Annotated in this window: 12 protein-coding genes; 9 read left to right on the top strand and 3 right to left on the bottom strand. The window is 63.9% G+C overall.

The window, feature by feature from the left end; all coding sequences use genetic code 11:
- Window positions 1–126 precede the first annotated feature (126 nt).
- Window positions 127–1,404: an SGNH/GDSL hydrolase family protein gene (locus BBA01S_RS35295; RefSeq protein WP_052392031.1), complete on the bottom strand. Its 1,278-nt coding sequence runs from the start codon at window positions 1,402–1,404 to the stop codon at window positions 127–129.
- 254 nt (window positions 1,405–1,658) lie between these two features.
- On the opposite strand from BBA01S_RS35295, the gene paaA reads away from it, so the two are divergent.
- The 8 genes from paaA to BBA01S_RS35255 all read left to right on the top strand — a co-directional run bounded on the left by paaA (window position 1,659) and on the right by BBA01S_RS35255 (window position 8,167).
- Entirely contained in the window at window positions 1,659–2,657 is a 999-nt protein-coding gene (paaA, locus tag BBA01S_RS35290; protein WP_027820545.1) for a 1,2-phenylacetyl-CoA epoxidase subunit PaaA, read from the top strand.
- Window positions 2,658–2,687: 30 nt separating this feature from the next.
- On the top strand, window positions 2,688–2,972 hold the full coding sequence (paaB, locus tag BBA01S_RS47235; RefSeq protein ID WP_027820544.1) for a 1,2-phenylacetyl-CoA epoxidase subunit PaaB: 285 nt from the start codon (window positions 2,688–2,690) through the stop codon (window positions 2,970–2,972).
- Window positions 2,973–2,982: 10 nt separating this feature from the next.
- Window positions 2,983–3,789 carry a 1,2-phenylacetyl-CoA epoxidase subunit PaaC gene (paaC, locus tag BBA01S_RS35280; RefSeq protein WP_027820543.1) on the top strand — a complete coding sequence of 269 codons (807 nt, stop codon included), beginning with the start codon at window positions 2,983–2,985 and terminating at the stop codon, window positions 3,787–3,789.
- A gap of 65 nt (window positions 3,790–3,854) precedes the next feature.
- Window positions 3,855–4,385 (top strand): 1,2-phenylacetyl-CoA epoxidase subunit PaaD, encoded by a 531-nt coding sequence (gene paaD, locus BBA01S_RS35275; protein ID WP_027820542.1) that lies wholly within the window; start codon window positions 3,855–3,857, stop codon window positions 4,383–4,385.
- A 1-nt stretch (window position 4,386) separates the two neighbouring features.
- The gene (gene paaE, locus BBA01S_RS35270; protein WP_027820541.1) at window positions 4,387–5,475 is read left to right on the top strand and encodes a 1,2-phenylacetyl-CoA epoxidase subunit PaaE; all 1,089 of its coding nucleotides are present in this window, start codon (window positions 4,387–4,389) and stop codon (window positions 5,473–5,475) included.
- 242 nt (window positions 5,476–5,717) lie between these two features.
- Window positions 5,718–6,599: a DUF1835 domain-containing protein gene (locus tag BBA01S_RS35265; RefSeq protein WP_027820540.1), complete on the top strand. Its 882-nt coding sequence runs from the start codon at window positions 5,718–5,720 to the stop codon at window positions 6,597–6,599.
- Between the two features lie 28 nt (window positions 6,600–6,627).
- A complete protein-coding gene (locus BBA01S_RS35260) occupies window positions 6,628–7,230 on the top strand; it encodes a TetR/AcrR family transcriptional regulator (protein ID WP_027820539.1) in 603 nt (200 codons plus the stop codon).
- A 271-nt stretch (window positions 7,231–7,501) separates the two neighbouring features.
- Window positions 7,502–8,167, top strand: coding sequence for a GNAT family N-acetyltransferase (locus BBA01S_RS35255; protein ID WP_027820538.1), 666 nt, complete (start codon window positions 7,502–7,504; stop codon window positions 8,165–8,167).
- An 83-nt stretch (window positions 8,168–8,250) separates the two neighbouring features.
- Here the strand turns inward: BBA01S_RS35255 and BBA01S_RS35250 are convergent, their stop codons facing one another.
- Window positions 8,251–8,751: an Lrp/AsnC family transcriptional regulator gene (locus tag BBA01S_RS35250; protein ID WP_027820537.1), complete on the bottom strand. Its 501-nt coding sequence runs from the start codon at window positions 8,749–8,751 to the stop codon at window positions 8,251–8,253.
- A 144-nt stretch (window positions 8,752–8,895) separates the two neighbouring features.
- Between BBA01S_RS35250 and hppD the strand changes: the two genes are divergently transcribed.
- Complete coding sequence (gene hppD / locus BBA01S_RS35245) at window positions 8,896–9,993, top strand: 4-hydroxyphenylpyruvate dioxygenase (RefSeq protein ID WP_027820536.1); 1,098 nt, start codon at window positions 8,896–8,898, stop codon at window positions 9,991–9,993.
- A gap of 161 nt (window positions 9,994–10,154) precedes the next feature.
- Here hppD and BBA01S_RS44190 read toward each other — a convergent pair whose 3' ends face one another.
- Window positions 10,155–10,337 carry a hypothetical protein gene (locus BBA01S_RS44190; protein WP_042298415.1) on the bottom strand — a complete coding sequence of 61 codons (183 nt, stop codon included), beginning with the start codon at window positions 10,335–10,337 and terminating at the stop codon, window positions 10,155–10,157.
- Window positions 10,338–10,635: the final 298 nt, after the last annotated feature.

Here is a 10,635-nt window from a genome sequence, read left to right as displayed (position 1 = left end):
GCAGGATGTCGCCGGAGCGCCCCGCCGTTTCTCCCGGCAGGCTTCGCAGCCAGTACGGCAAGCAGCGAAGGGGGCGAATCTTAGCGCTACGCGCGCCGCCGCGCAAGGGGGCGGCGCAAGTATTTCTTACTTCCCATCAATCGCAGCCAGCGGCACGGCGTTCGCCATCGCCGCGTAGCCCGCGTCGCTCGGGTGGATGTGGTCACCGCTGTCGTAATCGCGGCGCAGGCGCAGCGGGTCAGCCGGATCGCGCAGCGCCGCATCGAAGTCCACTACCCCATCGAACTGCCCACTCGTGCGGATCCACTGATTCACCTTCGAGCGGATCGCCTCACGCTCAGGCGGCAGCTCGGCGGGCGTAATCGTCGCGCCAAGCAGGCGGACGCCACGCGCATGCGCCGCCGCGATAACACGGCGATACCCGGCGATCAGATCGTCCGCATTCACCTGCGTATGGGGGAAATCACAGTCGAGTCCCGAGCGCGGCGGCATCGCCTGGAAGTTGATGTCGTTAATGCCGATCAGCAGCACCGCCGTCCGCACACCCACGTGTCCGAGCGCATCGCGCTGGAAGCGGCGCTCAAGCGCCTCTCCATAGCAAGGCGAATCGCTCAGCAGCCGGTTGCCGCTAATGCCGAGGTCGATCACCGCCACATTTGTCCGTTCACGGGTGATACGACGCGCCAGCGCGTCGGGCCAGCGGCGATTCGCATTGAGCGATGAGCGCATGCCGTCCGTGATGGAGTCGCCGATTGCCGCGATCGTCTGCGCGCCCGGCGCCTCGACCGCCAGCCCCGTCACCCAAGCGTACTGCGTGAAACGCACCGGAAACGCGCCGATCGACGGATCGGCCACGTGGTCGCCCGGCCGCGAGACATAGTTCACCTGACTCGACACGCGATGCCAGGCCACCACCTTCTGCTCAGCCCCCATATAGCTGCTGATCGCATACGGTGCGCCTTGCTTCAGGCCAATATGGATCGGATCGCTGTCGAGCTCGGCGCCAGGCGGCAACGACACCGACTGCCGGCCACCGAACGTCACCCGCACGCTATCAGCCTGGCTCACCGCCGAGCCGCCAGCCGACGGCGCGATCGCCATCGCTTCGATCACGAGCGGCGCGCGCCCATAGAGATTGCTGATGTGCACGCGCGCGACGTCCCCGCCGAGCGTCGGATAAACGATCTGCCGAACCGTGCGGCCCGCGACATCGGGTGCGCGATAGAGCGCGGGCAGCGCGTCACGCTGCGGAATGGACTGGAGCGCCGTCGCCCAGCTCGTTACCCAATGTCCGCCAGCCGCGGCAGCTTGCGGGGCCGGCGGTTGGGCGAAAGCCGGCGTCGCCGCGCCGATCGAAACGAGCAAAGCGGCGCCAGCCGCAGTGGTAGCAAAAGGGATCTTCATGCAGTCGGTTGCGCGCGTAGTCGCGGATAGTCAAGCAAAGCGACCATTGTGCCCCATGGGCCCGTATCGAGACCTTCCATCCTCCTGACACACAACCCGTCCAAAGCGCCCCCGATCCCCTAAAACACAGACACCACCACCGACAAGTTGCACCCGCGCGCCTCACCCATTTGCGCAAGCTCAAAATATTCATTTACCGACCGGTCGGTTGGTTTATACTGCACTCCACACCAAACTCTGACGAGAGCGTTCCCATGTACACGCAATCCCTCGACATTCCAGGCAATGTCGCTCCGCTGGACGCGGCGGCGGCTTCGCCGGAGCAGGCGCAGTTCGACGAAATCATGGCCGCCGACGGCAAGATCGAGCCGCAGGACTGGATGCCCGACGCCTACCGCAAGACGCTGGTGCGCCAGATCTCGCAGCACGCGCACTCGGAAATCGTCGGCATGCTGCCCGAGGGCAACTGGATCAGCCGCGCGCCCAGCCTCAAGCGCAAGGCGATCCTGCTCGCCAAGGTGCAGGACGAAGCCGGTCACGGCCTCTATCTCTATAGCGCGGCCGAGACGCTAGGGGTCTCGCGCGACCAGCTGGTCGACGCACTGCACGCGGGCAAGGCCAAGTACTCAAGCATCTTCAATTACCCGACGCCCACCTGGGCGGACGTCGGCGTGATCGGCTGGCTGGTCGACGGCGCGGCGATCATGAACCAGATCCCGCTGTGCCGCTGCACCTACGGGCCGTATGCGCGCGCCATGATCCGCATCTGCAAGGAAGAGTCGTTCCATCAGCGCCAGGGCTTCGACGCCCTGCTCGCCATGATGAGCGGCACCGATGCGCAACGCGAACTCGTGCAGCAGGCCGTGAACCGCTGGTGGTGGCCGGTGCTGATGATGTTCGGCCCGAGCGACGCCGATTCCGTGCACAGCAACCAGTCGGCCAAATGGGGGATCAAGCGCATCTCCAACGACGACCTGCGCCAGAAGTTCGTCGATGCCACGGTCGAGCAGGCCAAGGTGCTCGGCGTCACGCTGCCCGATGCGGATCTCAAGTGGAACGAGGCGCGCGGCCACTACGACTACGGCACGATCGACTGGGAAGAATTCTGGCGCGTCGTCAATGGCGACGGCCCGTGCAATCGCGAGCGTCTGGGCACGCGCGTGAAGGCGCACAACGAAGGCGCATGGGTGCGCGAAGCCGCCCTCGCCCACGCCGAAAAGCAACGTCAGCGCGCCGAACAACACGCCGCGTAACACCAACAGACACTGGAAGGAGATAGCACGATGAACAAGGAATGGCCGATCTGGGAAGTGTTCGTGCGCAGCAAGCAGGGCCTCGACCACAAGCATTGCGGCAGCCTGCACGCCGCCGACGCCTCGATGGCGCTGCGCATGGCGCGCGACGTCTACACGCGCCGTCAGGAAGGCGTGAGCATCTGGGTGGTGCCGTCGGCGGCGATCACGGCATCGGATCCGAACGAGAAGGCCGAGCTGTTCGACCCGGCTGGCGACAAGATCTATCGCCACCCGACGTTCTACACGCTGCCCGACGAAGTCAACCACATGTAAGAGCGCCAACATGACGACGCCCACGCAAGAACACCTCGCGTACGTGCTGCGCCTCGCCGATACGGCGCTGATCCTCGGTCAGCGCAACACGGAATGGTGCGGCCACGGCCCGATCCTCGAAGAAGACATCGCGCTCGCCAACATGAGCCTCGACCTGATCGGCCAGGCGCGCCTGCTCTATACGCACGCCGCGACGCTCGACAAGGCGCTCACCGGCCGCGAGCGCACCGAGGACGATTACGCCTACTTCCGCGCCGAGCGCGAGTTCGCCAACTACACGCTCGCCGAGCTGCCGCACTTCGGCCCGCTCGCCGGCACGACGCATTCGGCCAACGATTACGCCGTGACGATCGTGCGCAACTTCCTCTATGCGTCGCTGATGGCGCACCTGTGGACGGCGCTGCTGCGTTCCGCCGATCCGCAACTGGCCGCGATCGCCGAACGCTCGATCAAGGAAACGCGCTACCACGTGCATCACGCGCGCGAATGGCTGATCCGTTTCGGCGACGGCACCGAGGAATCGCATCGCCGCGCCCAGACCGCGCTCGACTGGCTGATGCCGTACACGCGCGAATTCTTCAGCACCGACGCCGTGGAAAGCACGGTCGCCGAAGCCGGTATCGCACCACTGACTGCACAGCTCGAAGCCGCGTGGCGCGCCGATGTCGAAGCCGCGCTGGAAGAAGCGACGCTCACCGCACCCGCGCCGGTCAAGCACATCACGACCGGCAAGCATGGCGAGCATTCGGAACACATGGGCTTCGTGCTCGCCGAAATGCAGAGCCTCGCGCGCCAGCATCCGGGCGCGCGCTGGTAAGCGCGGGCCTGGGACAGGTACGTACAGGCACGCACAGGTACGCACAGGAAAAGGAAGTCACGACGATGCAAGCGAGCGCCGATCACACTCTCGAACGCGCCTGGCAAGTCCTCGAATCGGTGCCCGATCCGGAGATTCCGGTCGTATCGATCCGCGAGCTGGGCATTCTGCGCGACGTACGCCGCGCCGACGACGGCCAGCTCGAAGTGGTCATCACGCCGACCTATTCGGGCTGCCCGGCGATGTCGCAGATCGCCGAAGATGTCGCGCACGCGCTCGACGCCGCGCAGATCGCGCCGCACCGCATCGTGACGACGCTCGCCCCTGCCTGGACTACCGACTGGATCACCGACGAAGCGCGCGAAAAGCTGCGCGCCTATGGCATCGCGCCGCCAACCGGCAACTGCGGCAGCGGCGCTGCGCCCGGCGCAAGCGAAAAAACCATCACCTTCATGCCGAAGCTGCCCGCGCCCACCTGCCCGCGCTGCGGCTCGAAGCACACCGAGCGGCTCGCGCAATTCGGCTCGACCGCGTGCAAGGCGCTCTACCGCTGCATCGACTGCCGCGAACCCTTCGACTACTTCAAACCCTACTGACATGGCCACTCCGCAATTCCATTCGCTGCGCATCCGCGAAGTGCGGCCCGAAACCGCGGACGCGGTCTCCGTCGCCTTCGACGTTCCCCCCGAGCTGCGCGACGCGTATCGCTTCACGCAAGGGCAGTTCGTCACGCTCAAGACCCATATCGACGGCGAGGAAACCCGCCGCTCGTACTCGATCTGCGTCGGCGTGACCGACTACGACCGTGACGGCGAACTGCGCATCGGCATCAAACGCGTGCGCGGCGGGCGCTTCTCGAACTTTGCCTTCGACCAGCTCGCGCCTGGCCACGAAATCGACGTGATGACGCCCGATGGGCGCTTCTTCACGCACCTGAACGCGGAGCACGGCAAGCATTACGTGGCGTTCTCCGGCGGCTCGGGCATTACGCCGGTGCTGGCGATCATCAAGACCACGCTCGAAACGGAGTCGCGCAGCGCCTTTACGCTCGTCTACGGCAACCGCAGCGTGGACGCGATCATGTTCGCCGAGGAACTGGAAGACCTGAAGAACCGCTTCATGGATCGCTTCCGCCTCTATCACGTGCTGTCCGACGACCTGCAGGACGTGGAGCTGTTCAACGGCGTGCTCGATCAGGAGAAGTGCGCGGCCTTCATCGAATCGCTGCTGCCCGCCGAGGAAATCGACGAAGCCTTTATCTGCGGCCCCGGCCCGATGATGGACGCCGCCGAAGCCGCGCTCAAGGACGCAGGCGTGGCGCAGCAGAAGGTGCACGTCGAGCGCTTCGGCTCGCCGCTGCCGCAGGCGGGCGTGCCCGTGGTCGAGATCACCGAAAGCACGCCGGCCGCCGACCTGGAAATCGTCATCGACGGCAAAAAGCGCAAGCTGCGCCTGCCCTACGCGGGCGTGAGCCTGCTCGACGTCGGCCTGAAGGCGGGTCTTGCGCTGCCGTACGCGTGCAAGGGCGGCGTGTGCTGCACCTGCCGCGCGAAGGTGCTCGAAGGCAAAGTGAAGATGGACAAGAACTACACGCTGGAGGAGCAGGAAGTGAAGGACGGCTTCGTGCTGACCTGCCAGTGCCATCCCGCCAGCGAGCGCGTCGTGGTGAGTTTCGACGAACGATAAGCGGCTCGCGTGCGGGTTGATTCGCCTTCGACGATGTAGGACGAATAGACCTTAGAGCAACAGCACGCTTTCGGCGCTCCGGCGATCCGCTTACACTAGGGGCCGCCCGTCAGTGGTGCAGCGCAGCGCTGCATCGGTGCGGGCGGCCCTTTTTGTCGCTTGCGTGTCGCCTGTATGCCCGGCACGCATCTGGCACTTATTCAGTCGTTCAAGGCGTTCATGGTGAACGCAACGAGTTGTCGATGACCACGATCCACCTCATCCACGGCGAGCCGGCAGCGACCGCGCTGCGTCAGGCTTTGCAGGCCCACGAGGCCGCACGCCCCGCAAGCGTCCAGTCGGCCGCGCACGTGATTGCGCTGGCCGACGACCTCACGGTCGGGCCGCTGCGCGATATCGACGAGGCAGCCAACCCCGGCACGGCGCAGCGCGCGGCCTTCTGGCAGCGCGTGGACGGCGAATGCGGCGCGCCGGAGGCGCAAGAGGTAATGCAGACGCTCGCGCAAGACGACTGCGCCGCGCTGAAGGCGCTGGAAGCCGACAACGCCAGCGTGGTGATCTGGCACACGCACGACGCTGCCGATCAGCTCACGCTGCGCCGCGCCTGCTACCGGCTGCGCAACGTGCCGCAACGCCTGAACGAAGTGCGCCTGAGCCCCGCCGATCTGGCCGGCACACAGGACGAAGTCGCCGCGCGCCTGCAAGCGCGCGTGCCGGACGCAGCGCCGATCTCGGTGCTGCGCATCACGCGCCTCGCGCTCGAATGGCAGGAGGCGAAGTTCGCCAATGGCGAGACGCGCCGCTGGCGCGACAACACCTTTACGAGCGGCACCTGGGCCGACCTGGACGCACAGATCCTCGACATCCTCGGCGAAGCGACTCCGCCCAGCGATTCCGGCGCGCCCTGGCTCGCCTGCGACACACTAGGCGCGGCGCTCGTGCGCGCCGGCGCGGGCTTCACGGTCGCCGAGCCGGTCGTGCGCTGGCGCCTGCGTGAGCTCGCATCGGCGGGCGAGCTGCGTCTGCGCGACGACCTTTGCGCCGCGCGTACCGGCGCCCAGGACGCCCGCGTCGCGCGCCCCATTCCGGTGCATGCCGCGGCTCACCTCTCCCTTTCCCGCTGATCTTTTGCCGAACCCCTGCTGAACCAACATGGCACGCACCCGAGCGCCCGACCACGAAACCCAGCGCGACCAGATCCTCGAACTCGCCGCCGCCAAGTTCGCACAGACGAGCTATCCGAGCACCTCGATGTCCGATCTCGCTGCGGCGAGCGGCACCTCGAAGGCACGCCTGTATCACTACTACGAGAGCAAGGAAGCGATCCTGTTCGATCTGCTTGACCGTTACACCAAACGGCTCATGCTGATCATCGCCGAGGTGGAAGGCGCGAGCCAGCGCAAGGGTCTGGACGAGCGCGAATGCTTCGCCGAGCTGATCCGCGCGTTTCTCGCCGAGTACGAGACCTCGCACAGCCGCCATGTGGCCCTGCTCAACGACGTGAAGTATCTCGTGGACGCGCAGCGCGAGATCATCCTGAACCGTCAGCGCGACGTAGTCGCTGCGTTCACCCGCCAGCTCGCGCGCGCCTATCCGGGTCGCGTGACGGCGGAAAACCAGACTTCGCTGACGATGATGCTGTTCGGCATGATCAACTGGACGTTCACCTGGCTCAAACCCGGTGGCCGCATGGGTTACCGCGACTTCGCCGAACAGGTGATCGACGTCATGGATCACGGGCTGCAGAACGCCTGAACCGATCCCGATGATCAACCGGGCGGTCGATCAATTCGGGCCAGATTGATGCACCGCAACATGATGTGTAGTCACAACAATTGACGCGTCAAGCTATTCACCACGAATACATTATAAAAATCAATAAGTTACGCGTTCTAATTTGTTAATTAGGTGGAACACTCAAATCCGGAATCCGGGTTTTCCCTAGATCGACCTTAGGGTTTCCGCTAGAATTCGTTTTGCGGCGCATCATCCATGCGCCGTTTTCGTGTTCCAGGGAGGCCCCACCATGACGACTATTTCGACCCAAGCCAACGAGCCGATCCTCGCATCTGCCCGTCCGCTCGCGTCCGGACATTCGCCGGCCATGGTGCGCGTACTCACCTCGGCCGACCGCGAACGCCTGCTCGCGCACTTTCTCACGCTCGACAGCGAAGACCGCCTGCTGCGCTTCGGCCAGGCCGCGCCCGACCACGTGATCGAAAACTACGTGCGCTCGATGGACTTCACGCGCGACACCGTGTTCGGCGTGTTCGACCACCAGTTGCAACTCGTGGGCGCGGGCCATCTGGCTTACCTGCCGGCGGACGGCAATGGCCGTACGGCGGAGTTCGGCGTGTCGGTGCTCGAAAGCGCGCGCGGCCAGGGCATTGGCTCGAAGCTGTTCGAGCGCGCCGCAATCCGCAGCCGCAACACGCACGTCACCACGCTGTACATGCATTGCCTGTCGCGCAACTCGACGATGATGCACATTGCCAAGAAGTCGGGCATGAAGATCGAGTACGCCTACGGCGAAGCCGACGCTTATCTCTCGCTCGAACCGGCCGACCAGAGCAGCATCATTGCGGAAATGCTCCAGGAGCAGGCCGCCGTGTTCGACTATGCGCTCAAGCGCCAGGCGCGCCAGACCTCGAAGCTGATCGAAACGATCCTGCCGCAGGCCATCGCGGCGTGACTGCTGCCCGGCCTGGGTTGAATGCGCATGACTAAAAAAGCGGCTTCGGCCGCTTTTTTTACGCGCGCTTCCTGCTGCACTCCCTACTGCTGAGGAATTGGCAGCGCCGTCGTTTCCTTGAAGGTTTGCAGCGAAAAGCTCGACCTCACGTCGATCACCGACGGATGGTGCAGCAACTGATCCTGCACGAAGCGCGAGAAGTGCGCCATGTCCTCCACCTGCACGCGCAGCAGGAAATCCATGTCGCCCGTCATGGCGTGGCACGCCACCACTTCCGGCCAGGTTTGCACCGCCGCGCGAAAGAGCTCCGCGTGCGTCACGCCTTCACGCCCCGACGCCGTCGGCCCGCGCTTCTCCAGCCGCACGTTGACGTAAGCCAGCAAGTCCAGGCCGAGCATTTGCGCGTCGAGCAGCGCGACATACGTGCGGATCACGCCGCTTTCCTCCAGCCGCCGGATGCGCCGCAGACACGGACTGGGTGAAAGATTGACGCGCTCGGCGATCTCCTGGTTTGAGAGCCGGCCATTTTCCTGAAGAATCGCCAGAATTTTCCGATCGATTGCGTCCAGTTCGATGCTCGCCATTTTCTGCCGTCCATTGATTTGATCAAGGCAGTTTATAGCTCAAATTGACGCGCAAGCGATTAAGTTCGCAAGTTTTCGCCCAGCTCGCACAGCTACACTTTGTCGCATCAAATCACGTACTTGAGCGCAAATCAGGAGACAGGCATGCAGGTATCCACCTGGGATAATCCCGTCGGCACCGACGGTTTCGAATTCATCGAATACACCGCGCCGGATCCCAAGGCACTCGGCAAGCTGTTCGAGCGCATGGGCTTCACCGCTGTCGCACGCCATCGCCACAAGGACGTGACGCTCTACCGCCAGGGCGACATCAACTTCATCGTCAACGGCGAGCCGGATTCGTTCGCCCAGCGTTTCGCGCGCCTGCATGGCCCGTCGATCTGCGCGATCGCGTTCCGCGTCGAGGATGCCGCCAAGGCCTACAGGCACGCGCTCGACCTGGGCGCCTGGGGCTTCGACAACAAGACCGGCCCGATGGAGCTGAACATCCCGGCCATCAAGGGCATTGGCGATTCGCTGATCTATTTCGTCGACCGCTGGCGCGGCAAGAACGGCGCGCAGCCGGGCAGCATCGGCGACATCAGCATTTACGACGTCGACTTCGTGCCGATCGAGGGCGCTGACCAGAACCCGGCCGGCCACGGTCTCACCTACATCGATCACCTGACGCACAACGTCCACCGCGGCCGCATGGCCGAATGGGCGGAGTTCTACGAACGCCTCTTCAACTTCCGCGAAATCCGCTATTTCGATATCGAAGGCAAGGTGACGGGCGTGAAGTCGAAGGCAATGACCTCGCCGTGCGGCAAGATCCGCATTCCGATCAACGAGGAAGGCGGCGAGACGGCTGGCCAGATCCAGGAATACCTCGACGCGTATCACGGCGAGGGCATCCAGCACATCGCGCTCGGCACCAACGACATCTATGGCACGGTCGACGGCCTGCGCGCCTCGGAGATCGCGCTGCTCGACACCATCGATACCTACTATGAGCTGGTGAACCGCCGCATCCCGGGCCACACCGAACCGCTGGACGAGCTGAAGAAGCGCAAGATCCTGATCGACGGTCTGCCCGAAGACCTGCTGCTGCAGATCTTCACGGAGAACCAGATCGGCCCGATCTTCTTCGAGATCATCCAGCGCAAGGGCAATCAGGGCTTTGGCGAGGGCAACTTCAAGGCGCTGTTCGAGTCGATCGAGCTTGACCAGATCCGCCGCGGCGTCGTGCAAGACAAGGTTTAAGCCGGGGAAGACTGGCGATGAATGAAAAAAGGGCGAAGATCACGCGATCTTCGCCCTTTTTAGTTTTTGAATCCGGCGCCGCACACCTACGACGGCGAATTCAGGTGAATGGGATGCCGCGCGGATCAGCGCCACATCGTCGAAACCATGGATCGAACGGCTTAACGCCCGGCCTTCGAGGCCGCCAGCGGGTTCGAGTCAGCCTTCGCGCACAGCGTGTACTGCGCGCACGACGTCGCTGCATTCGCCGCGCTCTGGGTGCGGGCGTTCGAATGCAGGGGCGCGCTCATGGCGAAGAACGCAGCCGAAACCGTCAGGAAGGTCTGGATATGTCGATTGTTCATCTTGTGTACTCCTTTTTTCAGACTTGCCTCTCACTAAGCAATCTACGTTTGCGCCCCAATATTTGACTGGCGCCACGCAGTTCGCTCAAGTGAGGGAGTTAGACAGGATATTCAAGACCGGTTCCCTGACAGTGCAACATTTACACGTTGTTACCTGGCACCCCATTCGGATACATCCTTTGTTACAAAGGGATGACAGGGCTTTCACGCGGCACGGCGTCGCAGTCAGAAAAAATGCTGCAAAGCGTCAGATTTCGCCGCATTTATGATGCAGAGCGGCGGGTTTGTCCGAGTGCTA

The organism is Paraburkholderia bannensis NBRC 103871 (assembly GCF_000685015.1).
GTDB classification, from domain to species: domain Bacteria; phylum Pseudomonadota; class Gammaproteobacteria; order Burkholderiales; family Burkholderiaceae; genus Paraburkholderia; species Paraburkholderia bannensis.
This window is presented reverse-complemented; position numbering and strand designations above follow the sequence as displayed.

Coding starts and splice junctions, on each gene's coding strand:
- BBA01S_RS35295 (WP_052392031.1), bottom strand. CDS start 1,404: ATGAAGATCCCTTTTGCTACCACTGCGGCTGGCGCCGCTTTGCTCGTT.
- paaA (WP_027820545.1), top strand. CDS start 1,659: ATGTACACGCAATCCCTCGACATTCCAGGCAATGTCGCTCCGCTGGAC.
- paaB (WP_027820544.1), top strand. CDS start 2,688: ATGAACAAGGAATGGCCGATCTGGGAAGTGTTCGTGCGCAGCAAGCAG.
- paaC (WP_027820543.1), top strand. CDS start 2,983: ATGACGACGCCCACGCAAGAACACCTCGCGTACGTGCTGCGCCTCGCC.
- paaD (WP_027820542.1), top strand. CDS start 3,855: ATGCAAGCGAGCGCCGATCACACTCTCGAACGCGCCTGGCAAGTCCTC.
- paaE (WP_027820541.1), top strand. CDS start 4,387: ATGGCCACTCCGCAATTCCATTCGCTGCGCATCCGCGAAGTGCGGCCC.
- BBA01S_RS35265 (WP_027820540.1), top strand. CDS start 5,718: ATGACCACGATCCACCTCATCCACGGCGAGCCGGCAGCGACCGCGCTG.
- BBA01S_RS35260 (WP_027820539.1), top strand. CDS start 6,628: ATGGCACGCACCCGAGCGCCCGACCACGAAACCCAGCGCGACCAGATC.
- BBA01S_RS35255 (WP_027820538.1), top strand. CDS start 7,502: ATGACGACTATTTCGACCCAAGCCAACGAGCCGATCCTCGCATCTGCC.
- BBA01S_RS35250 (WP_027820537.1), bottom strand. CDS start 8,751: ATGGCGAGCATCGAACTGGACGCAATCGATCGGAAAATTCTGGCGATT.
- hppD (WP_027820536.1), top strand. CDS start 8,896: ATGCAGGTATCCACCTGGGATAATCCCGTCGGCACCGACGGTTTCGAA.
- BBA01S_RS44190 (WP_042298415.1), bottom strand. CDS start 10,337: ATGAACAATCGACATATCCAGACCTTCCTGACGGTTTCGGCTGCGTTC.